This is a genomic window from Rhizobium sp. P40RR-XXII (assembly GCF_012641405.1).
Taxonomy (GTDB): Bacteria; Pseudomonadota; Alphaproteobacteria; order Rhizobiales; family Rhizobiaceae; genus Rhizobium.
Genome location: NZ_JABAII010000023.1, coordinates 1 through 22,444, shown reverse-complemented (window position 1 = coordinate 22,444; position 22,444 = coordinate 1). Strand labels below are relative to the sequence as shown.

Here is a 22,444-nt window from a genome sequence, read left to right as displayed (position 1 = left end):
CGTCAATCCCCAACGCAGACGGTGTGTTCCGGCGACCAGTTCAGCGTCACGCTGTCACCTTCCTTGAGGACGGTGCCGTCTCGGTTCTGAACGAAGAGCTTCAGCGGCAGACCGTCTTTGGTTTGCAGGAGATAGGAGAGCACCGGTCCGGCGTAGATGACCGTAGTGATCCGCGCCGTGAGGCTGTTGCCTTCGGCATTCCCCGCCGAGATCGACATCTTCTCCGGCCGCACTGCGAGCGTGACCTTGGTCCCATTGCCGGGCAGGGGGCTTGCGCTGCGCACTGTCGTACCGTCGGAAAGCCGCACCGCACCGTTCTCGACGGTGCCGACAAGAAAATTGGAATCGCCCAGAAACTCCGCGGCGAAACGCGTCAGAGGCTTCTCGTAGACAGTCTCGGGGGCGCCCATCTGCACGATACGGCCCTTGTCGAGAATGGCCACCTTGTCAGACAGCGTCAAAGCTTCTTCCTGGTCGTGGGTGACGAAGATCGTCGTCAGGCCGCTCTCGCGCTGGATCCGCAGCAGTTCGACCTGCATCTCCTGCCGCAGCCTACGGTCGAGCGCGGACAGCGGCTCGTCAAGCAGCAGTACGCTCGGCTTGATGACAATGGCGCGTGCCAGCGCTACACGCTGTTGCTGGCCGCCCGAAAGCTGCTTTGGCATCCGGTTGCCAAAGCCCGGCAGGCGAACCATTTCGAGAGCACGATCGACTTCTTTGCGTGCGGCGGCACCCTTGATGCCGCGTCGCTCGAGGCCGAAGGCCACGTTCTGAGTAATCGTCATGTGCGGGAACAACGCATAGGACTGGAACATCATGCCGATGTTGCGGCCCCATACTGGTATGTTTGTGACATCCCTGCTGCCGATGGTCACCACACCCAGATCAGGCTTGATGAAGCCGGCGATGATGCGCAGGAGCGTCGTCTTGCCGGAGCCTGAAGGCCCAAGAAGGCTGGTGAACGAGCCCTCGGGGAACTCGGTGGTGATATCGGCCAGAACCGGCGTGGTGCCGTAGGTCTTGGCGACGGAATTGACGTTAACGTTTGTCACGGGTGTCTCCGGGCTTGGCGAAGCGCGCGAAAATCAGGATCACGGTCATCGAGCCGAGCAGAAGTACGGTCGATATGGCGTTGATTTCAGGGGTAAAGCCCTTGCGGATCGAGGAGTAGATCTGAACCGGCAGCGTGGTGAAGCCGGGCGTTGCGAGGAAATAGGAAATCACGAACTGGTCGAGCGAGACCGCGAAGGCAAACAGAGCGGCGCCCAGGATGCTGGGGTAAAGCAGCGGCAGGGTGACGGAGAAGAACGCATGAACGGGGGTGGACCCCAGGCTCATGGCCGCCTCTTCCAGATCGGCCCGGATTGTCCGGAAGCCGGTTCCCACCACCAGGACTACATAAGGGATGGCAAGGGCAACGTGACCGATGATAATCGCGTGCATGCCGCGGCCGATGCCGGTCCAGTAGAAGAAGATCAGCATCGCCGTGCCGGTGATCAGCCACGGAATGGCGATCGGCGGCAGCAGCATGATTTGCAGGAAGCTCTTGCCACGGAACGTGCTGCGCGACAGGGCAACAGATGCCATGGTGCCAAGTGTGGTTGCGACAACCGCCGTAATGACGGCGATGATGATGCTGTTCATGCCGGCAGTGAGCAGGATGCTGTTGTTCCAGAGCGCCTCGTACCAGCGGGTCGAGAAGCTGAACGGCAGTTCGTAGAGCGGCGAGGCGTTGAAGCCCATCGCCATCATCACGAGGATCGGCGTGTAGAGGAAGACCAGTACGGCGATCAGATAGAAACGACCAAGCGATCTCATTCGGTGTTCCCTCCTTTAAGCTGCCGTGCCGCCGCGCAGGACGCCGGAGAACGTGCCGAAGATTGCAAGTACGACGGCGAGCAGCGTGAAGGACAGCGAGGCGCCGAGCGGCCAGTTGAAGGCCTGCGTGAACTGGTCCTCGATGACGGTGCCCATGGTGACGCCCACGCGACCGCCCAGAATTCGGGGCTCCATGAAGGACCCGATGACCGGGATGAAGGTCAATACGGCACCTGAGATGAGGCCGGGGGCAGCCATTGGCACGAGAATCTTGAAGAGAATTGTCCACCACCGCGCACCAAGGCTGGCGGCCGCTTCGATGATCGCGTCATCGATCGTAACCAGCGCGATATAACAGGTGAGGATCATGTAAGGCAGATAACCATGTACCAGGCCAACAACGACTGCATAGCGCGTATAGAGGAAGCCGATCGATCCAGCATCCGGTAAGATCATGTGGAAGATGGTGTCGAGGAAGCCATTTTCGCGCAGCACCATTGTCCATGAGAAGATACGGACAAGACCGTTCGTCCAGAATGGGAGCAGGATGAGGATAAGCAGCATCTCGCGCGTCTTGCCGAAGGTGGAACGAGCAAGCGCAACGGCTGCCAGGAAGCCGAGCACGGCGCAGGCAAACGTCGTCCAGAAGCCGATAAGCAGCGACGTGAAAGCAATACCGATCAGATAGGGCTGGTCGATGAAGGCACGATACTGCTTCAGGGTAAAGACGATCGGCGCCTTGCCCATTGGGGTTGCCGCCATGAAGCTGAAGACCAACATGGTCAGCAGCGGGAGAAAGACGGCAAGCGTCAGCCAGCCGTAGGTTGGCATCAGCAGCGCCGTCGTCGACACCCAGGGCGGCAGGGGACGTCGCACGCGCGGACCCGAAGGTCCGCGCTCTGACGCCGATGTCAGATTGTCATTCTGCATAGAAGGCTTTCACTTCCTGCCACAGGTTGTTGAAGGCTTCACGACGGTCATCCGGCAGAGCCGACATGATGCCCATGGTCTTCAGGTATTCCGGCTTGTGAACCTGGCGGCTCAGGTCGTCGGCCGGAAGGGTTGCAAGTGCTGCGGAGTTGGACGATGCCGGTGCGCCGACCTTGGTGGCCCATTCGAGATAGAAGGTTGGGTCGATCAGCCAGTTTGCGAAGACCAGTGCGCCTTCGGCGTTGGGAGCCGACGCCGGAATACCGAGACCATCGACCCAGCCGATGCCGCCTTCCTTGGGAACGACGAAATCGACAGGCAGCTTCGAATTGCGCTTTGAACGGACCGAGCCGCCCGACCAGAAGAGCGAAAGGTCGAATTCCTTGGCTGCAAAGGACTTGTTCCATTGGTCTTCCGTCGACCACAGCAGCTTGACGTTCGGCTTGATGGACTTCAACGCGTCGCGGATGGCACCGAGGTCCTTCGGGTTATTCATGTCCTGACCGGTCATTAAGGCGCCGGCGGCAACGCAGATAATCGCATCGTCGTCCATGGCGACACGGCCCTTGTAGGCGGGATCCGCCAGAACCTTGTAGCTGTCTGGAACAGGCATGCCGTCGCGGATGGCGAGCGAAGTCATTCCCCAGACCCATGGCACCGCATAGCCCTTGCCATCCTTCAGGAAGTTGGCGTTGGAGCGCAGATTTGCGTCGATCGTGGCAGCGTTCGGAACCTTGCTGAAATCGATCGGCTGCAGGAGGTCTTCCGCGGTTGCCTGCGCGCAGCGCGCAGCGTTAAGAACGACGAGATCATAGGCGCCCGGGTTGGTGCGCAGCTTGGTCAGCATTTCCGACTCGGAGCTGTAGTAGTCGTGGACGACCTCGATGCCGGTCTTCTCGGCAAAGGCCGTGATCGACCAGGCTTCGTCAGTGCCGTAACCCTGCCAGTTTAGAACCGTGATCTTACCGGCGGAAAAGGCCATGCGCGGCATGGCCGAGAAGGCAGCGCCGGCAATGACCGCTCCGGACATCAGCTTCAGCGTGTTGCGTCTTGTGATTTCAGTCATTTGGAACCCCTCTTGAAAATCTACTCTTGTCAACGGCCGCGGCGGCGGCCGACGACCTCAGGCTTCACGCAAATCATCGGCAGTCCGCTTATTAAAAAGCGCGCCATATGATTTGTATGAAAACTAAATTGACGTGAGGCTGACGACTGGTCACACCCAATTGGAACGTACGGGTTCACCCAGCGCCTTTCGGCGCAGCGTTAAATCGCAGCCGTTCTATCAGGCATTGCCGTTATGAAGTTGCTATCGCGAGCGTGTCGCTCCCGATAGGCAATTCCGTTCAACCCTCATGCTCTTCCGGCATTCTTTTTATTTGTATGCAAAGTAATATGGCTGATCTGCGCCTGTCAAGTTCCATCAGGCGCCAATACCATTCACACGGTCAAAAAATAGACATCCAGTTTCCGGCCGTGCGCGGCCTTTGCGATTTCAAGACGCGCGCCATCGGTACTCGCCTCGAGCCGAACTTCCTGGCCATCGAGATGTGCTGCCACGATGCGGTCTGGCTCGACCTTCGGAAGCGCGACAAACCCGTCGTTGCCCGTCCGAGTGATGGTGCAGGAGAAACGTGCATCACTGACAGTGATCTGCGTGAACGATGTTTGCAGGTTAGTCTTAAGCGATACGCGTCCGTCCAGGCTCATTTCCAGCAGGCCATCGGCGATCGAGACCGAAAGCATTCCAGAAGGCGATAGCATCGGACCGACGGAAAGGTCAGCGCCGGCATTGTGAAGGGTCCAGCCGCTCCACGGATCGAAGTCGATGATCTCCCCGACAGCCATCAGCGGCAGCATGGCGGCCCAGATGTAGAAGGGATCCGTATCGCCCTGGTCCATCGCTCCGCCCGTCGTGGCGTTATAGTTCTCCGCCGCGATCCGGTCCATGCTCCAGGACTTCATGAAGAGCTCGTAGCTCTGCCGCGCAAGCCTACTCGCCTCCGCTGCAAAGCCGTAGCGGCGCAGCCCGAGCCAGGCCATGTAGTTGACGTTCGGCCAGATGCGGCCACGCCAGTAGACATTGTCAGCAAAAGCGGGATCGTCACGCGTGGCGTTCGGCAGGACGTAGTTCCCGCCGAAGGTGGTTTCGTCGCTGAGGTGCTGGAGCAACTTCTCGGCCTGCTCGGGCGTGGCTGCGCCACATAGCAGGGGATAGAAGCTGGTCGGCGAAAGCGACCGCACAAAGCCGCCCTGGCGCTGCCGGTTGGCGAAGATGTTGCGCCTTTCATCCCACAGGTTTTCCGAGATCAGCTTGCGGCAGCGTTCGGCGATGGCCGCGAATTCGCGGGCATCATCCTCCTTGCCGAGAACCTCGGCCATCTTCGACAGCATTTCGGCATCAAGCGCCGCCGCGCAATTCAGCCCGAGATCGAATGTCGACAGGGTACGCGTGATGGGATCGTAGACGGCCTCGTCATGAGTGGCCGAATTATCCATGCCTGTTTCGTTGCGGGCGGCAAAGTGCGTGCCCTTGTAGAGACCTTCGCCGACATCGGATGTTCCGCAGGACAGCAGCCCGAAGGCGTCGGGATCGCGGTGTTCGCGCCACCAGCGCTGATTGCGGGCCAGTGCATCATAGCTTGCCGCCAGAAGCGAACGCTCGCCGGTGCGCTGGTAAAGCTGCCAGGCAACGAGCGCGCCGTTTGGATGCTGGCTGCGGTCCACCCAGGCATCATTCGAGGTGACGATGCAGGCGATATTGCCCTGGGGGGTGGCGCTTGCCATCGCCGTTGCCATATTCTCGCGGGCGAGATCAGCGTCGAAGACACCGGCCAGCAGAGCGGCAAACAGCTGATCATTGTACCAGACGGCGAATTTGCCGAGATTCCAGATGCGCGTCACAGCCGTATAGGGCCGGGAGTTGGTCTCATCCCAGATCGTGTTCCAGGCGACGACGTCGCGGATCGCGTCCAGGGATCCTTCGTAGGTGCCATTATGGGCGGTGGGAGCAGCGCTCGGGTTGTCGGCCGCAAGGCAGGTCTGTGCCTTGAGAACCGCAAGTTCGGCGCTGTCGGCCACGGCGGCGGCATAGGCTCCCCGGCGCATCATTTCCAGATTGAAGCGCAGGGCGATCACTGGCGCCTCGTTTTTCCGGCTCGCAGTGTAGAAATATCCGTTCGCCTCGAAATCGGCGCGCAGGTCGTCGATCGTGTCATGGCCAGTCACATGCACCGGAGCCTCCGCCGTTGCGACCGCGACGAAGCGCGTGCCGATCTTGACGAGTGTGACGTTGCGACCGGCTTCATGCGTGACCACTTCTCCGCTGTCAGCCGAAATCGCCAGGGTCAGCCAAAAGCGCAGCCCCCATTCACCACCCGCCTTGCCCTCCCAATTTCCGCGAACCGCGAAGGGATCGGACTTCTCGGTTCTGAAGGCGACGATGGTTCCGCTATGCTCCGTTTCCAGCTCGATCAGCGATCCGTCGATGGCATGGCGGCCGAGCCGCACCGTGTCGCGACGCGGCTCGATGGCTGACGTCGTCCGGCTGCGCGTGGAATAGAGAACGGGCGTGATGCGCACACCGAGCGGCAGAAACACCATTTCCGCCGGTCTGTCGGACCAGCTGTTCCAGGCGCGCATCAAGGGAACGGTAGAATGTTTCAGCATCGTTCTTATTCCGGTCTGTTTTGCAGCGGTATGAGCAGGGGTGTGGCTGTCAGCCCACTCTGGTCCGGGCCGCTGCCTAGGTAGGGCGTGTTGTCGTAATAGCGGTTTGCCGCCGTGTTGGCGACGTGAAGCTCGAGTTCATGGGTGCCGGCGGCAAGGCGGCCGAGCCCTAAGCGATAAGGCCGCCAGCCGCGCCGTCCCGCTTCGATTCCATCGATATAAGCAGTGACCGCCGTGTGAACGGTTGGCAGTTCCAGCATCCAGTCGGCCTCGGTTTCCGTTGTGAAGGAAAGCCGGTAGATGCCCGTGCCGCTGAAGGCCGGAAAGCCTTGCTCTTCCCAGCCGCGGTCAACGGAGATGGGCGAGAAGGCCTGATCTTGGCCGGGCGCGAATGTCCAGCCGTCTGCCAGAGCAATGAGCCGGTTTCGCTCAAGCGCCGGTCGGCTCGATAGATGGCCGATGGCGACAGCTGCCTGGTCGTTTTGACAGAGACGGATGCAGTGAACTTCGTGCGGTTCCAACTCTACGGTCAGCTTGTGAACGGCGGCGAAGGCTTCGACAGACCCTTGTTCCGCGTCCCATATCGCATAATCGAAGCCATCTCCGAGCAAGATGTCAAAGCTGATATCTTCTGCGCTATCGTTGAAAACGACCATCCTCCACAAGCCGTCAACATCATGACCGATCCATTGCCACGGCCTTTGGCCCGAAATCTGCGGACCGTCGAGCGTCAGGGTCGACAGGAGGGCGGACACCATTTCGGCATTGGGCATCGCTGTGGTGTGCGACGTGACGCCAACCGAGCCGGAGACTCTCTCGCCCGTGCAAACCGTGGAGACGGTTTCGCCCGAAGACCAGATCCGACCGCCGGCCTTCGTGAAGGCATCGAGCTTTTGAAGCGTAACAGCCGTTTCCAGCACCGTCACCGAAGGCAGCACCACCGCGTCGAACGCGAGACCGGATGCAAGCAGCCGTCTATCTTCTATAGCCGCGTTTGCGATATCCGCCTCGCTCACGAACATGAAATCGCAGCCCTGCGCCAACAGTTGCTCGCACCAGGCGCCGATATGGGTGGCATGGCCGTGGCGAGGCCCTTCGGCAAAGGCAGTGTATAGAGGATAGAGAATAGCAACCGGCGCTCGCGGCTTTGCAGCCTCTATGAAGGCGGAAACGCGTGCGATCTCTTCGGCGAAAAGATCATGATAGGGCCACCACGGCTCGAAGTTGATGCCGGGCGCGAAGTCGAAGCGCGGATTGGTGAAGGGCGTCGGGTCGTTGTCGAGTCCATCGGTCTGGTAGACGCCGTGCCAGAGGAACTGCCGTGTGCCAAGGCAGGCAAGCCGGATCGCCTGGGCGCGCGATGCCTCCAGCGTCACCTCCCATTGGCCGGCAGCGCGCACTTCAGTGCGTTCGGCGCTGAAATAGGTCTCGACGACGCAGCGGCTGCGTCCGTTCGAGCGGGCGACGGAATCACCCATCTTGGGAGCCAACTGTGGCGTGAGATTGTTTGCGTCCACGGCCGTTTCGTGCCTGATGGCGTCGATGCCGAAGAAGTCCACCGCCGGCGCGACGCGCGGATCGATGCTTGTGAAGCCGCCATTGGGTGCCCATGAGCTGACATGAGCGAGGATCTCATGCCCCGTGAGGACGATCCCTCTTCCTTCCGCCCAGCCCCTGAGCGTGCCGAAGAATGCCTCGTTCATCAAGGTGGAATAGGCTGCGTGAAACAACGCACGCAGTCGCAAGGTTTCCGGCCCAACGTTGCGCACCACCGCGAGCAGGGCGACGGCGAACGGCACGCCCGTCTTGGACAGGATACAGTCTTTCAGCGCATGCGCAAACAGCAGGCTGTTGCCGAGATTTCCCGCCATCTGGTCCCAGCGATAGAAGCCGGGGGCCGGCTGATCGTAGAATACAGATCCAACGGGATCGGGCACGCGCTTGCCAAGGGCTGTGACGATGGGTGCGAGGCCAATGTCGATGAAACGCTGGGCTGCCTCCGATAGCAGATAGTTGATGATCCGTGATGTCGCGGATCGCGCGCTCATGAAGACCGTCAGCGTCCAGCCGAATGCGACCGCGCCATCATAGGAATAGCAGCAGGACGCACGATCGGAGCCTGTGATGCTGACCTGCGATGTCACGTCGATGATCTGATCATATGCCGCAATTGGGCCGGAGGGATGCAGCACTGCTGCCTCGACAGTCCATTCGCACCATTCGATGCGCCCGCCTTCATATTGCCAGGCAATGATGTCGGCGCCCATCTTCAGTGTGAATGCCGGACGGATCCTGCTTATCGCGCCCTGCGTATCTGCCGAAGACGACCAGAACAGGTGACGCTCGCGCAGTTCGTCACACCCTTCCACGGTCCTGCCACCGGCATGGCCGCTGATCCAGTTATAGTCGTCATAAATGCCAAGCTTGAGCCCGAGTTGAGCCGCGATGTCGGCGGCCAGCCTGTAGGCTGACAGATAGTGCGGTGACAGGTACTGCTCGCGCGGCAGGGCGAGTCGCGCCTGGATCAGGATGGTGCCGATGCCCTTCGCCTGGAAATCGGCAAGCTGTGTCCGGCAGGTCGCCTCATCGGGAATGCTATGCCAGAACCAGTAGGCTGAAGGACGAAATGCGGCAGTCGGGCGCTCAAAGAGGGCCCGACTTTCGATATCCGCAATGGCCGCTGTTTCAGGCAATGTGTGTTCCTCAGTGTGCGGTGGCGGCAATGCGTTGCAATGCCGCCGATGTATCGCTCCAGGCCGGCTTGTCCGGCGCGAAACGGACGCGCAGGTAGTCGGTGAGATCCTTCAGCTGCGTCTCGTTCAGCGTATCGCGGAATGCCGGCATGGACATGACTTCCGGCGCTTCGCGGCCGGTGGTTTCCGCAAGGATAGCCGGGGCCTCGACACCGCTGAGGATCACCTGGATGAGATTGTCGGGCGTATCGGCATGCAGATTGCTGTTCAGCGCCAGCGATGAGAGGGCCGTGTTGCCGGTATGGCAGGTGGCGCAGGCGCCATTGAAGATGCGCTCGCCCTTGGGCGAAACCAGTCCCGCACTGACCTTTGCCGCCTCGCTAGCTGCAATCGCTGCTTGGCTCTGGGCCATGACCTTCGAAGGGTCGCTGTCCTTGTTCAGGCTCGCCAGATAATTTGCCATGGCGCGGATGTCCGAGTCCGGCAATGGCTGCATGACCTCCACCACATGGGCCATCGGACCGGCGGCGCTGCCGTGGTCGCGCGAATGGCCCGTGCGCAGGTAGTCGTAGAAGGCGTCTTCTGTCCAGCCAACCGGACCCTTGGCCATCGCGTTGAGCGCAGGCGCCTCCCAGCCATCGGCAAAGCCGCCCGAGAGATGGGCGCTTCCGGTCTTTTCAGCACCCAGCGCATTGCGTTCGGTGTGACAGGCGGAACAGTGGCCGAGCGTCTCGACGAGATAGGCGCCCCTGTTCCAGGTGGCATTGCGCGTCTGGTCGTAGGTCATGGGCATCGACTTCAGGAACAGCGCATTCCACCCTGCCATCATCATGCGGATGCTGTAGGGAAACTTCAGCTTTGTCTCCGGCGCCTTTCCCGCCACTGCCGTCTGCGTCATCATATAGGCATAGAGCGCCTGCAGGTCCGCATCGTCAGCGCCAGCGAAGGATGTGTAGGGATGGGCTGGATAGAGGTGGTGGCCATCGCGGCTGATGCCTTCACGCATGGCCCGCTCGAAGGCGGTGTAGGACCAGGCACCGATGCCGTTTTTCACGTCAGGTGTGATGTTGGTGGTATAGACCGTGCCGAATGCCGTGTCGAAGCGTCGGCCGCCGGCGAAGGGCGTGCCGTCATTGCCGACATGGCAGACATTGCAGGCGCCCGCCGCGGCGGCCAGGCGGCCGCGCTCGATCGTGGCTGCGCTGTAGACATTCACGTCCGGCCGCTCGATCGTGGCGATCGCGGGCCGCCATGGGGAGGCAATCGCCACAAGCCCTGAAATTGCCGCCGCGGCTCCGGCAGCCGAGATGCCGATATTCCACCACCGCTTCCTTTTCGCGGGCGGTGCCGGAGGCGGCGTGGACGTATCGCCCTTCAGCGCCGCCAGCACCATTTCCGGTGTCAACGGCAGTTCGCGGAAACGTATGCCGGTGGCATCATAGACCGCGTTGGCGATGGCCGATGCACTCGGGACGGAAGCGGATTCACCGACGCCGAGCGGCGGCTCGTCCTGTCTTGGAACCATCAGAACGTCGATATCGGGCAGTTCGGGGAAGGTGATCAGCGGATAGCCGCCCCATTCCTTCGAGGTGACGGCGGTGGAGGAAAACTCGACGCGCTCCTTCAGCACACGACTGGTTGACTGGATGACGTTGCCGTGGATCTGATGCCGCACGCCGTCGGGATTGATCATCATCCCGGAATCCTGTGCGCAGATCACCTTCGTTACGGCGATCTCCCCGGTCTTGGTGTTGACGGCGACATCGGCCACCCAGGCGGCCCAGGCGGCAGCTTTACCCGGAAACGGCCCGTGGATATAGACGGCATAGGCGAAGCCGCGGCCGTAAAGCAGGTCGCCTTCGCCGCCGAGCGTGCCCCATTTTGTGTGGGGCACCCAGTTCGCCCGCTCTGCCAGGGCGTGCACGAGGTCCACGGCACGGGGATCGTGAAGGTATCGCAGCCGGTATTCGATCGGATCGACGCCGGCCGCGGCCGCAAGTTCATCAATATAGCATTCATGCGCGAAGGTGTTCGGCATCGCGGAAACGCCGCGGAACCACGAGGCCCGGGCAATCGGCGGCATGTCGTGGACGGTGACCCGGAGATTGCCATAGGCATAGGGTGGGATCGCCGTGCGGTCACCCATCTGCACCACGTCGGACACCGGCGGGACCTTGCCGGTCAGGATCAGCGATAATGTCGGTGCGAGATTGGACGGATAGCGCGTCTCGAAATCATAGGCCGAAGGACCGCCCTCAAGATCGAGGCCGCCGCGCACGTCGATGATCTGGGCAGCGCCCTTTGGCTCCCAGGCATGCTCCTGCTCGCGCGTGAGCTGCACGCGCACTGGCGCACGCACGGCGCGGGACAGAAGCGCTGCATCGGCAGTCACATCGTCGGCGCAGTTGCGGCCATAGCAGCCGGCGGCTTCCAGGCGCTCCACGAGGATCATGTCCTCGGGCATGTCGAGGAGGAGTGCCAGATCGCGACGCATGGGGAAGGGGTTCTGCGTGCCCGACCAGACGGTCAGCCCTGTGTCGCTGTAATCGGCCACGGCGCAGGACGGCCCGATCGAGCCATGCATCTGATAGGGCCAGATATAGGTGCGGTTCATGGGTTCGGCGCTGCCGGCGAGCGCCATCTCGACATTGCCGCGATCGATCAGCTTGCGCGGCGTGGCGGGATTAGCTCGCAGCGCCATCTCCGGCGCGTTCAAATCCGGCCGCTGCGGTGGCTCCCGCCACAAGACCTTCAGCGTCTTCGCAGCCTCGATAGCGATCTCCTCGCGTGTTGCGACGACGCCGACGAAATCACCGATGGCTACGACGCCGACAACACCATCGATATGGGCGATCGAGCCTTCGTCGATGGATATGAGGCTGTTGCCGACATGCTCGCCGTGATCAAAGCCGGCATAGAGCGGCCGGATGACCCGGCCATGCAGCATGCCGGGCACGCGCACGTCATGCACATACGTCCATTGACCGGTTGCCTTGGCCGGGATGTCCACGCGCGGTCGCGAGGAGCCGACGATGCGGTAGGCAGACGCGGGCTTCAGCTCGGCACTGGCGTCGATCGACAGGCGCACATGCTCTCCCGCGACGACTTCGCCGAAGGTGAAGCTCCAGTTCGCTCCGTTGCCGGCGCGGATGACGCCGTCTTCAAGGACTAGGTGCTCGACCGCCGTGCCTTTCAGGGCAGCAGCCTTTGCCATGAGGTGATGACGCGCCGTTGCCGCGGCCTGCCGGAGCGGCACGGCGGTGATCTGGATCGTCTCGCTGGCGATGGTGGCGCCCTGGTTGGGGGCGGCGGAAGTCGCGCCCAGCACCATTTCCACATGCTCGAAAGGAACATGCAGTTCCTCGGCGACGATCTGCGCCAGTGACGTGCGGATGCCGGTTCCAAGATCGACATGCCCATTGAATGCCTTGATGCGACCGTTGCTATCGATGGCGATGTAGAGCTCGGCTGCATCGCCCAGGGATGCATCGGAGACGATCAGTAGGATGTCTGATGTGGCGAGGTAGGTAGCTCTCGGCGTTTCGCGGTGGATGCTCATGGCGAAACCTCGATCCTGTCTTCCGTTCCCGAGCCCGCGGACTTTTCGGTCTTCGCATAGGCGACGGCGCGGCGTGCTGCGGCAAGTATTTCCATATGCGTGCCACAGCGGCAGAGATGATGCCGGAGCGCCGCGCGAATATCGCTCTCGTTAGGCTCCGCCGTCGCTTCCAGCAGGCCGGCGATGGCAATGATCATGCCGTTCAGGCAGTAGCCACATTGCGCCGCGGCCTCTTCGATGAAGGCGCGCTGGACGATATGCAGATGGCCGGGTTTTCCCAGGCCTTCAAGCGTCGTGACCTTGCGATCGCCGATCGCCTTCAGCGGCACGGTGCACGAGCGCACGGGCCGGCCGTCGATGAGGACCGCGCAGGCTCCGCATTCGCCGAGACCGCACCCGTATTTGGGGCCGTTGAGGCAGAGATCGTTCCTGAGGATGTAAAGGAGTGGCGTTGCGCCGCCGGCTTCGATGTCGCTGACAGTGCCGTTGACGTTCAGGCTGAATGAGGCGACCTCTTTCAAAAGCCCGGCTCCACTGCGCGGTCACCGGCCAAAGTGAGGCCGCCGATACTCAAATACGCCATTATGCTGAAGGCCTCTTCCTGATGCCTGCAATTCATAATGACGCGATTGCAGATCTCGTCACGCATTTGCTGTTCCTTGCCCATTTATAAAGCGTATGCACTTTATATGGCCGTTTCTCCATGCGTATGCATGTGCCGGCAATAGCGACGATAATCATATTTTGCGGAAAAGCCAGAAGGAATTTTTGCAAAAGTGCAGATGCTGTACTTGCTATTTACAGCGTATGCGCTACAAAATTTGTCATACTCCAATTCCAGTTTACGCGTCCAGGTGACGGCGAGAAGGGTCGGCCATGTCCAGCAGCAAGGAAAGAATCGCGATTATTGGCGCCGGCCTCGGCGGCGCCGTGGCGGGAGCGCTGCTCCAGCATGCCGGCTTCGACGTGAACGTCTATGAACAGGCGCCGAGCTTTTCGCGGCTGGGCGCCGGCATCCACATGGGGCCGAATGTCCTCAAGATCTTCGAGCGCATCGGCGTGGCCGAAAAGGTTGTCAGCATCAGCAGCACGCCTAGTCATTGGTTCAGCCGTGATGGCATCAGTGGCGACTATCTGTCGCGTATTCCGCTTGAAGGTTACGGCGCGACCTACTGCACCGTGCATCGTGGTGATCTTCAGGGCATCCAGTGCGACGCCCTGCAGCCGGGAACGCTGCATTTCGGCAAGAAGCTGACCCGTATCGACGATAATGGCACGAATGTTCTCATCGAGTTCGAAGACGGCACGTCTGTAAGGGCTGACATCGTGATCGGCGCCGACGGCATCAATTCACGCGTCCGCGAAACGCTGCTGGGTGCGGAGAAGCCAAACTACAGCGGCTGGGTCGGCCATCGTGCGCTAATTTCCTCCGACAAGCTGCGGAAATACAACCTGACCTTCGAAGATTGCGTCAAGTGGTGGGGTCCGGACCGCCACATGATGGTTTACTACACGACGGCTCGTCGCGATGAATATTACTACGTCACCGGCGTGCCTCATCCGGCTTGGGAATTCGATACTGCATTCGTACCCAGCAGTCGCGAGGAAATGGCGTCCGAGTTCGAGGGTTATCACCCCATCATCCAGGCGTTGATCGAAAGCACGGACGAGGTCACCAAGTGGCCGCTGTTCAACCGCAACCCGTTGCCTCTTTGGAGCAGCGGCCGACTTGTCCTGCTGGGCGATGCCTGCCATCCGATGAAGCCGCACATGGCGCAGGGTGCGGCCATGGCCATCGAAGATGCCGCCATGTTGACGCGCTGCCTCCAGGAGACCGGCGTCAACGATTTCGCCACCGCGTTCGGCCTTTACGAAGCCAATCGCCGTGATCGCGCAACCCGCGTGCAGAGCGTCTCCAATGCCAATACCTTCCTGCTGACGCAGGAGGATCCGTCCTGGGTCTACGGCTATGATGTCTATGCCGAACCGCTGCGCACGGAGAATGCAGCATGAGCAGCCGGTTCCTCCATGGTGCGAATGTCTTCGCCAACGGCATCCGCCAGCACTATCTGCGCTATGGCGGCAAGGGACCGGTGGTCATTCTGGTTCCCGGCATAACATCGCCGGCAATCACCTGGGGTTTCGTTGCCGAAAGCCTGTCGCTGCGCCATGACGTTTATGTTCTTGACGTCCGCGGCCGTGGTCTTTCGTCGACAGGCCCGGACCTCGACTACGGCCTCGATGCGATGGCCGATGATGTGATCGCCTTCGCCGGCGAGCTTGAACTGAGACAGCCCGCCATTCTCGGCCATTCCATGGGCGCGCGCATCGCGATGCGGGCGTCCAACCGCGCGCCCGGTTCCTTCAGCCGACTGGCGCTGATCGATCCGCCGGTTTCCGGTCCCGGTCGTCGCCCATATCCGAGCAAGCTGCCGTGGTATACGGATTCGATCGCACTGGCCGAGAAGGGAATGGATGCCGAGGCGATGAAGGCGTTCTGCCCGACCTGGCCCGGAGAACAGCTACAGCTGCGCGCCGAATGGCTCCATACCTGCTATGCGCCTGGGATCGTCAAGGCATTCAACGATTTCCACGACATCGACATCTTGCCTGATTTCGCCACCCTGACCGTTCCTGCGATGCTGATGGTCGCGGGCCGCGGCGGCGTGATCCAGGCGGCCGACGAAGAAGAGATCAAGGGTCTCAATCCCTCGCTGCAGATCGCCCGCGTGCCAGACGCCGGTCACATGATCCCCTGGGATGACTTCGACGGCTTCTTCTTGGCGCTCGGCGACTTCCTGTCCCGCTGATTGTGGTGGCGGAGCATTTTGCTTCGCCGCTTGCCTGTTTTCTCCTTCCATGCAGCAGAGGATTTCATCCGTGCAGAAATATTACCGTATCGGCCAGATCGTTCCGAGTTCCAACACCACGATGGAAACCGAAATTCCGGCCATGCTGACCGCCCGCCAGTCCATCCGGCCCGAGCGCTTCACATTCCATTCAAGCCGCATGCGGATGAAGAAGGTCGTCAAGGAAGAGCTGGCGGCGATGGATGCTGAATCGGACCGCTGCGCCGTCGAGCTTTCGGATGCCCGCGTCGATGTGCTGGGTTATGCCTGCCTTGTTGCCATCATGGCCATGGGTCTCGGCTATCACCGCCAGTCGGAAAAGCGCCTGACGGGGCGCGCACAGGAAAACGGCGCAAACATTCCAGTCGTTACCAGCGCCGGTGCCCTGATCGAGGGCCTAAAGGTGATGAATGCACGGAAGATTGCCGTCGTTGCGCCCTATATGAAGCCGCTCACGGAGCTCGTGGTCGATTATATCCGCGAAGAGGGCTTCGAGGTCTTGGACTGGCGCGCGCTGGAAATCCCCGACAATCTCGATGTCGCCCGGCACGACCCGGAAAATCTTCCGGCCATAGTCCAGACGCTAGATCTGACGGGTGTCGATGTCATCGTCCTTTCGGCCTGCGTCCAAATGCCTTCGCTGCCTGTTATCGCGAAGGTCGAAGCCATGACCGGCAAGCCGGTGCTGACCGCCGCTGTCGCCACGACCTATTGCATGCTGAAATCGCTCGGGCTGGAAGCCGTTGTGCCGGGCGCCGGCGCGCTTCTGTCCGGCGCCTACTAAGGGAGACGACAATGCAAACTGCCGAAGCCAATTATCAGGGTGTCTGGGGCAACCGCATCGGCTTCGGCCAGCGGCCAGCGCTCGTCGTTATCGATTTTCTCAAGGCATACACGATCGAAGGAGCGCCGCTCTATGCACCCGGCGTCGTCGAAGCGGTGGCACAAACACCGGCGCTGATCGCCTCCGCCCGGGCTTCAGGCATCCCCGTGATCCACACACGCATTCTCTATCTTGCGGAAAACTGCGCCGATGGCGGCATGTGGGTCAAGAAGTCGCCAGTCATGAAGGCCATGGTCGAAGGCAATGTGCTGGCCGAATTCTGCGAGGGCGTGGAGCCGGCGGCCGGCGAGCTTGTCATCGTCAAGCAATATGCCAGCGCCTTTTTCGGCACCAGCCTTGCTTCCCACCTGCATGCGCAGGGCATTGATACCGTCATCATGGCAGGATGCTCGACGAGCGGCTGTATCCGCGCCAGCGCGGTCGATGCCGTGCAGCACGGGTTTCGGGCCATTGTCGTGCGTGATTGCGTCGGCGACCGCCATCCGGACCCGCACAATGCCAACCTCTTCGATATCGATAGCAAGTATGGCGACGTCGTTTCGAGGGAGGAGGCGATTACCGAAATCGCCAAGGTCAAGGCCAACAGTCCGTAACCGCAAGAGCACCTGAGCCTTCAACCAACAAGGGGAACGAGCATGGATCAATTCAGCTTCACGGAAATCTGCCTGCATCAGCTGAAGATGTCGGGCGTCCACGAGGGCGAAAAACTTATCGTCCTGACACAGGGTAACGAGCGTCTGGACTATGCGGACGCCTTCATGGCGGCGGGCTTGCGTCTCGGCGCCAAGATGTATCACATGCGTTTGCCGCCAGTGCCGCCGGCAGGTGCATGGGCGGTCGGCCAAACGGGCCTTGCCTCCATGCCGGAAGCGGTTGAGGCCCTCAAGGCCGTCGACATGCTGATCGACTGCATCTTCCTGCTCTTCAGCCCGGAGCAGATGGCGATCCAGGCAGCCGGGACGCGCATTCTGACCGCTGTCGAACCGCCGGAGGTTCTCGCCCGCATGCTGCCGACCAAGGAACTGCGTGAGCGCGTCGAGTTCGCTGGCGACCTGCTCTCCAAGGCGAAGGTCATGCGGATCACCTCGCCGCACGGCACCGACGTCACCTATAAGCTCAACACCTATCCTGCCATCACCGAATATGCATGCACCGACGAGCCCGGTCGCTGGGACCACTGGCCGTCCGGCTTCGTCTTCACCGGCGGTGACGATGATGGCGTCGACGGCACAATCGTCGTTGCACCGGGCGATATCCTGCTGCCGCAGAACATCTACGTTCGCGACCCCATCACCTACACGATCGAAAAGGGCTGGATCACGGACATCAGAGGCGGGCTCGATGCCGACCTGGTCAAATCGTATATGGAAGGCTTCAACGATCCGCGCGGCATGGGCATGAGCCATGTTGGTTGGGGTCTGAACCAGAACGCCAAGTGGCATCGCATGGTGCCGGGAGAATTCCCGGGCGGCATGGGCATGGAAGCTCGCTCCTTCTACGGCAACGTCATGTTCTCCACCGGTCCGAACAACGAGCTCGGCGGCCCGAACGACACTGCCTGCCATCTGGATGTTCCGATGCGCGGTTGTTCACTGTTCCTGGATGACGAGCCGATGGTGCTCAACGGCAAAATCGCCGTGAAGGAAATGCAGGCAAAGTTCGACTGATAGAAGCGCCGGGCTTCCGGCATATTCGGTCAATCCCAACGTTCCGGTCGCGCGACCGGAACGGATGAATTCGTGCGTCAATTCACTTGCGCCAAGGTGGCGAAGATCACCGCTTCGACTGCAATCCCAAATAAAAAGGAAGAGGGGTAACATGCAAACTCCAATCACCGTGGAACAGGGTCTCAGGGCGGCCGGTGTCGGCAGCTTCCAGAAGCGCTTGTTCGTCATTTTCGGGCTTGTCTGGGCCGCTGATGCCATGCAGGTGTTGGCAATCGGCTTCACCGCACCTTCAATCGCCGCATGCTTCGGCATCACCGTCCCACAGGCGCTTCAGACCGGTACGTTTTTCTTTCTCGGCATGCTCGTCGGCGCGTTCACTTTTGGTCGCCTTGCCGACCGGATCGGCCGTCGGCCGGTGTTGTTCATCGCAATCATTCTCGATGCGATCTGTGGTGTGGCATCGGCCTTTGCTCCTGATCTGCACTGGTTGCTCGTCGCGCGCTTCCTGACAGGTCTCGGTGTGGGTGGAACGCTTCCGGTTGACTATGCCATGATGGCCGAGTTTCTTCCGTCAGACCGACGCGGTCGCTGGCTCGTGCTGCTCGAAGGCTTCTGGGCTGTGGGAACTGTGGCGCTGGCGCTTCTCGCACTGGTCGCCGGTTCGCAGGGCGGAGAGCCCTGGCGCACGATCTTCTTCGTGACTGGTCTGCCGGCGCTTGTCGGTTTTGTCCTGCGCTTTTACGTGCCGGAGTCGCCACTCTATCTCAACCAACAGGGAAAATCGGAAGAGGCACGCAAGGTTCTTCAGCGTGTCGCCGCCACCAACGGCAACGTCGTCGAGATCGCACCGCTGACGCCGCAGGCGCCACAGCGCAAGTCGATTGCCGCGCTGCTGTCGCCGGAGCTTCGGCGTCGGACCATCTTCCTGATGCTGGCATGGATGCTGATCTCGGTTTCCTACTATGGCGTGTTTGTCTACCTGCCGGTGCGGCTGGCAGGAGATGGCTTCGGCTTCATGCGCGGTCAGTTGTTCCTCCTCGTGCTGGCGATCGCCCAGCTTCCGGGCTATGCGCTGGCGGCCTACGGCGTCGAGAAATGGGGCCGCAAGCCGACCCTGATCGGTTTCCTGATCCTGAGCGCCATCGGCACATTGGGTTATGGGCTGGGCCAGTCGGTCGAGATCGTCATCTCCGCAACGCTGCTGCTCAGCTTTGCGCTGCTCGGCACCTGGGGCGCGATCTACGCCTTCACGCCGGAAATCTATCCGACCACGCTTCGCGCCAGCGGTATGGGCTTGTCCGGGTCCGTCGCGCGTTTCGGGGGGCTTCTGGCGCCGTCGATTGTCGCGCCGGTCATGACCTCGAATTTTGGTCTGGCGCTCGGTGTCATCTCCGGTCTTCTGTTGCTTGCGGCAGTCAGCGTAGCCTTCATCAATGCTGAATCCAGAAACATGGCTCTCGAATAGAGTAGCAGCCCCCGTGGTCGGCCCTATGCCGTTCACGGGGATTTCTCTCAGGAAGCGATTGCTCGTCCGCCTCTCCTCCATGTCACCCTGCGGTTCGGCCCGCTTGCGATTTGTTGGATTTTGGAGGATTAGAAGCGTCAATAGGAGCGGACGACGCGAGCATGGCAGAAAATAGCGACATCGGAGAAACGGACCCGCGGGCGGGCTATCAGGTGACCGAGCAGGTTGGACATCTGTTGCGCAAGGCCTATCAGCGGCATCTTGCGATTTTCCAGGAAAATGCTAGCGATCCCGACCTGACCTCTGTGCAGTTTGTCACCCTTTGTACGCTGCACGACCGTGGCCCGAGTTCGCAGGCCGAGCTGGTGAAGGCAACCTCGGTCGATCAGGCAACTATTCGCGGCATCGTGGAGCGTCTCAAGGCGCGGGGTCTCATCAATCTCTCCAAGGATGCTGCGGATGGCCGCAAGGTTATCATCTCGCTGCTGGCGAAGGGTGAAGCGGTCCTGCGTTCCATGTATCCGAACGCGCATATCATCAGCGAAAAGACGATGGGACGGCTTAACCCTGCCGAACGGGTCGCGCTACTGTTCCTGTTGAAAAAGATCACGGAAGATGAACCGGGCGAGGACTGAGATGCCGCCATGTCGTATCACCAACGCGGATGATTACCAATGGCTCATCTGGATGAGACTTTTGACCAGTTGGAAGCTGAGTATCGGGCTCAACTGGCGAAAGCTAAGTAGGGCATGAAATATAAAATTGTCCTGCATAAGCAGGCGCAGGCTGAGCTGCGTGACGTGTACCGGGATCTCGCCGGCGTTTAGAGGGCTGGACCTGCGGTGGCGTGGAGTTATGTCACGGCATCCGGCAGTTTATCGAGGAGCTTGCGACGTTCCCCAAACGCGGCACGGTGAGAGACAACCTCATCCCCGATCTTCGGATCATTGGTTATCGTAGGAGCGTGAGTATCGCCTTTGTTGCCGAGGAGACCGAGGTGCTGGTTTTGGGGATCTTCTACGCTGGATGGGACATCACGACCGAGATCCTCCAGGAACGCCTATAGGCGATTTGTCCCGCTACTCGGACGAAAGGAGAGTGCTGATCTCCTCCTTGAGGCTGAAGATCGCGGCAGTCTCGTCGATGACGGTCTTCTGGTATTTGCTCAACACGCGTTCGGCGACCGACTGGGCGGATTCGCCGTACACGATCCTGGTCTTGGTATCCTGCAGCATCGCTTCGCTGATGCCGAACTGGTGGGTGGCCTCCTTGAGCACTTCCTCCTTCTTCCAGTCGGCAGGAGTGACCATCTCGTCGATGACTGGGTCGAGCGCCTCATGAATGTCGGCGTAGGATAGTTTTTCGGACGAAAACATATCGCCGCTCGGAATCTCGTCGGGTATATTATCGAAGTCGTCGCGCTGCTCGTTGACGCGGGCGTCCAGATAATCGGCTTCGATCAGCACAATATGATGGAAACCGCCCACCGGATTGTTCTGTTCGGTGCGGGTCCGAAGGTAGTGGCCCGTGATGTCCTTCACGGGCGTGGACTTGGCGCAGAAGGCAATGGCGTTGCGCGGAAGATCATACTGCTCGGCATCGAGCTGATAGTGGGAGAGGTTGAAACTTTGCCATGTGCCAAGACGGGCGCCGGACGCAGGATCACGCTCTTCGACATCAACAGGACGCTCGGCAGTGACTGCCGGCAGGTCGGCGAGCCGCAGCGCTTCGGTCTTCGCCTGGTCGTCCTTCCAGTGCCGTGTGGTAAACCGGATTTCGAAGTTGCCTAGCTGCTCACCGAGTCCGACGAGCCGCTGCAGGAAAGCGACGAGCATTTGTTTCTTCAGCGCCGGCGCCGAGAAGAGGGTGCTGAGCGCGTCACCATGGGATATGCGCGGCCGAACCGCCTCTTTGAATTGCTCAAGCCGGATGATGGTCCCGATGTCGGCTTCAGCGCCCGGGGCAGTGGCAAAATCATCGGCCTCGATTTGCTTCTGCGGTTCGGAATACCGCAACTCGCGTTTCAGGAAAGTGTCACCGTTCCGGTACGTACTGGTGATCCTCATCGCTGCGAAATGATGGAAGAACTGGAAGCGCCCGGCACCCTTGCACTTTCCGATGCCAGAGATGGAGAGATCGTCCTTGTAGGACGTATCCTTTGTAAGAAAGGCCTTGAGTTGGTCGTCGCCAAGACCACATCCATTGTCGCCGCATGACACGTTCATCAGTTCGCGATCGTCGAGCAAGTCTGCACGTAAGAAATCGACCTCGATCATGATATTCATGTCCGGCGCGGATGGGTCGCTGGCTCGCCGGATGAGATACGCGTCGATCGCATTGGCGATCAGTTCTTCAAAGACCACGTACTGGTTCAAGCTGAGCTTGGTATTCTTGATGCTTCCCCTGATGTCGAGCGTCATTTTTTTGTGATCCAAACCGTAATCCAAACCCACCTGCTTCTGTCCTTCCGCCGGTTGCAAGTCAAGGGAGGGTAGGAGGAAGCGCGCTGCAATTCATGGGCGACCATACAGTCGACTACGCCCGCTACGCCAGTCGATGCTGCGAACAAGCCCTACGAAGGATCCGCATTGTCGAATGCCTGTTCGATGGAGGCGGAGAGCCATCCGCTCGTTGGAAGCGGAGCACGTTCCATGCCTTTCGTTACCGTCGATGATATTCGCATCGTTGGTATAGATCTAACAAGAAGTGCGAAGCGGGGGCATATATATCAATCGCAGTGCCACCCTTCCCGATGATTGCCGACAAGTCATGGAATTCAGTGCCTTAGAAATCCAATGGGCGCTGTCAGCGGTTCATATCCTTTCACATCAGGTCTTTTGTCAATTGTTCATTCAAGTGGCATCGAATTTCTCCTTGGTGAGCGGATCCGCGGTCTGAGCCCATAGCAATTACCGGCCCGGTTTCTCGGGCCTATACAACCTCACATCCG

At 60.5% G+C, this 22,444-nt stretch carries 17 protein-coding genes; 7 read left to right on the top strand and 10 right to left on the bottom strand.

What is annotated here, in order from left to right:
• Window positions 1-2: 2 nt before the first annotated feature.
• From HGP16_RS29590 to HGP16_RS34480, 9 genes are all read right to left on the bottom strand, one after another.
• Window positions 3-1,052 (bottom strand): ABC transporter ATP-binding protein, encoded by a 1,050-nt coding sequence (locus tag HGP16_RS29590; protein WP_168843525.1) that lies wholly within the window; start codon window positions 1,050-1,052, stop codon window positions 3-5.
• A complete protein-coding gene (locus HGP16_RS29585) occupies window positions 1,039-1,818 on the bottom strand; it encodes an ABC transporter permease (protein WP_168843524.1) in 780 nt (259 codons plus the stop codon). The genes HGP16_RS29590 and HGP16_RS29585 overlap by 14 nt, the downstream gene beginning before the upstream one ends.
• A 15-nt stretch (window positions 1,819-1,833) precedes the next feature.
• Window positions 1,834-2,748 carry an ABC transporter permease gene (locus HGP16_RS29580; protein ID WP_168843523.1) on the bottom strand — a complete coding sequence of 305 codons (915 nt, stop codon included), beginning with the start codon at window positions 2,746-2,748 and terminating at the stop codon, window positions 1,834-1,836.
• The gene (locus tag HGP16_RS29575; protein WP_168843522.1) at window positions 2,738-3,814 is read right to left on the bottom strand and encodes a PotD/PotF family extracellular solute-binding protein; all 1,077 of its coding nucleotides are present in this window, start codon (window positions 3,812-3,814) and stop codon (window positions 2,738-2,740) included. The genes HGP16_RS29580 and HGP16_RS29575 overlap by 11 nt, the downstream gene beginning before the upstream one ends.
• A 374-nt stretch (window positions 3,815-4,188) precedes the next feature.
• On the bottom strand, window positions 4,189-6,417 hold the full coding sequence (locus HGP16_RS29570) for an MGH1-like glycoside hydrolase domain-containing protein (protein ID WP_168843521.1): 2,229 nt from the start codon (window positions 6,415-6,417) through the stop codon (window positions 4,189-4,191).
• 5 nt (window positions 6,418-6,422) lie between these two features.
• Complete coding sequence (locus tag HGP16_RS29565; RefSeq protein WP_168843520.1) at window positions 6,423-9,110, bottom strand: carbohydrate-binding protein; 2,688 nt, start codon at window positions 9,108-9,110, stop codon at window positions 6,423-6,425.
• Window positions 9,111-9,120: 10 nt separating this feature from the next.
• Window positions 9,121-12,669, bottom strand: coding sequence for a molybdopterin cofactor-binding domain-containing protein (locus HGP16_RS29560; RefSeq protein ID WP_168843519.1), 3,549 nt, complete (start codon window positions 12,667-12,669; stop codon window positions 9,121-9,123).
• Window positions 12,666-13,190, bottom strand: a complete 525-nt coding sequence (locus HGP16_RS29555; protein ID WP_168843518.1) for a (2Fe-2S)-binding protein — start codon at window positions 13,188-13,190, stop codon at window positions 12,666-12,668. The genes HGP16_RS29560 and HGP16_RS29555 overlap by 4 nt, the downstream gene beginning before the upstream one ends.
• The gene (locus HGP16_RS34480) at window positions 13,187-13,318 is read right to left on the bottom strand and encodes a hypothetical protein (protein WP_281408279.1); all 132 of its coding nucleotides are present in this window, start codon (window positions 13,316-13,318) and stop codon (window positions 13,187-13,189) included. Before HGP16_RS34480 ends, HGP16_RS29555 begins: the two co-directional genes overlap by 4 nt.
• 227 nt (window positions 13,319-13,545) lie before the next feature.
• Here HGP16_RS34480 and HGP16_RS29550 point away from each other — a divergent pair, with 227 nt between their 5' ends.
• From HGP16_RS29550 to HGP16_RS29520, 7 genes are all read left to right on the top strand, one after another.
• A complete protein-coding gene (locus tag HGP16_RS29550) occupies window positions 13,546-14,682 on the top strand; it encodes an FAD-dependent monooxygenase (protein ID WP_168843517.1) in 1,137 nt (378 codons plus the stop codon).
• Window positions 14,679-15,479, top strand: coding sequence for an alpha/beta fold hydrolase (locus HGP16_RS29545; protein WP_168843516.1), 801 nt, complete (start codon window positions 14,679-14,681; stop codon window positions 15,477-15,479). The genes HGP16_RS29550 and HGP16_RS29545 overlap by 4 nt, the downstream gene beginning before the upstream one ends.
• Window positions 15,480-15,549: 70 nt before the next feature.
• Window positions 15,550-16,302, top strand: coding sequence for an Asp/Glu racemase (locus HGP16_RS29540; RefSeq protein ID WP_168843515.1), 753 nt, complete (start codon window positions 15,550-15,552; stop codon window positions 16,300-16,302).
• 11 nt (window positions 16,303-16,313) lie between these two features.
• Window positions 16,314-16,955: an N-carbamoylsarcosine amidohydrolase gene (locus HGP16_RS29535; protein WP_168843514.1), complete on the top strand. Its 642-nt coding sequence runs from the start codon at window positions 16,314-16,316 to the stop codon at window positions 16,953-16,955.
• A gap of 42 nt (window positions 16,956-16,997) precedes the next feature.
• Window positions 16,998-18,029: a leucyl aminopeptidase gene (locus tag HGP16_RS29530; protein ID WP_168843513.1), complete on the top strand. Its 1,032-nt coding sequence runs from the start codon at window positions 16,998-17,000 to the stop codon at window positions 18,027-18,029.
• Window positions 18,030-18,180: 151 nt separating this feature from the next.
• Window positions 18,181-19,494 (top strand): MFS transporter, encoded by a 1,314-nt coding sequence (locus HGP16_RS29525; protein ID WP_168843512.1) that lies wholly within the window; start codon window positions 18,181-18,183, stop codon window positions 19,492-19,494.
• A gap of 161 nt (window positions 19,495-19,655) precedes the next feature.
• Window positions 19,656-20,129, top strand: a complete 474-nt coding sequence (locus HGP16_RS29520) for a MarR family winged helix-turn-helix transcriptional regulator (RefSeq protein WP_168843511.1) — start codon at window positions 19,656-19,658, stop codon at window positions 20,127-20,129.
• 444 nt (window positions 20,130-20,573) lie between these two features.
• Here the strand turns inward: HGP16_RS29520 and HGP16_RS29515 are convergent, their stop codons facing one another.
• The gene (locus tag HGP16_RS29515; RefSeq protein WP_168843510.1) at window positions 20,574-21,914 is read right to left on the bottom strand and encodes a hypothetical protein; all 1,341 of its coding nucleotides are present in this window, start codon (window positions 21,912-21,914) and stop codon (window positions 20,574-20,576) included.
• Window positions 21,915-22,444 lie beyond the last annotated feature (530 nt).

Excerpts from the sequence above, each read along its gene's own strand:
- HGP16_RS29585 (WP_168843524.1), bottom strand. The coding sequence starts at position 1,818 with ATGAGATCGCTTGGTCGTTTCTATCTGATCGCCGTACTGGTCTTCCTC.
- HGP16_RS29580 (WP_168843523.1), bottom strand. The coding sequence starts at position 2,748 with ATGCAGAATGACAATCTGACATCGGCGTCAGAGCGCGGACCTTCGGGT.
- HGP16_RS29575 (WP_168843522.1), bottom strand. The coding sequence starts at position 3,814 with ATGACTGAAATCACAAGACGCAACACGCTGAAGCTGATGTCCGGAGCG.
- HGP16_RS29570 (WP_168843521.1), bottom strand. The coding sequence starts at position 6,417 with ATGCTGAAACATTCTACCGTTCCCTTGATGCGCGCCTGGAACAGCTGG.
- HGP16_RS29560 (WP_168843519.1), bottom strand. The coding sequence starts at position 12,669 with ATGAGCATCCACCGCGAAACGCCGAGAGCTACCTACCTCGCCACATCA.
- HGP16_RS34480 (WP_281408279.1), bottom strand. The coding sequence starts at position 13,318 with ATGCGTGACGAGATCTGCAATCGCGTCATTATGAATTGCAGGCATCAG.
- HGP16_RS29550 (WP_168843517.1), top strand. The coding sequence starts at position 13,546 with ATGTCCAGCAGCAAGGAAAGAATCGCGATTATTGGCGCCGGCCTCGGC.
- HGP16_RS29545 (WP_168843516.1), top strand. The coding sequence starts at position 14,679 with ATGAGCAGCCGGTTCCTCCATGGTGCGAATGTCTTCGCCAACGGCATC.
- HGP16_RS29535 (WP_168843514.1), top strand. The coding sequence starts at position 16,314 with ATGCAAACTGCCGAAGCCAATTATCAGGGTGTCTGGGGCAACCGCATC.
- HGP16_RS29530 (WP_168843513.1), top strand. The coding sequence starts at position 16,998 with ATGGATCAATTCAGCTTCACGGAAATCTGCCTGCATCAGCTGAAGATG.
- HGP16_RS29525 (WP_168843512.1), top strand. The coding sequence starts at position 18,181 with ATGCAAACTCCAATCACCGTGGAACAGGGTCTCAGGGCGGCCGGTGTC.
- HGP16_RS29520 (WP_168843511.1), top strand. The coding sequence starts at position 19,656 with ATGGCAGAAAATAGCGACATCGGAGAAACGGACCCGCGGGCGGGCTAT.
- HGP16_RS29515 (WP_168843510.1), bottom strand. The coding sequence starts at position 21,914 with ATGACGCTCGACATCAGGGGAAGCATCAAGAATACCAAGCTCAGCTTG.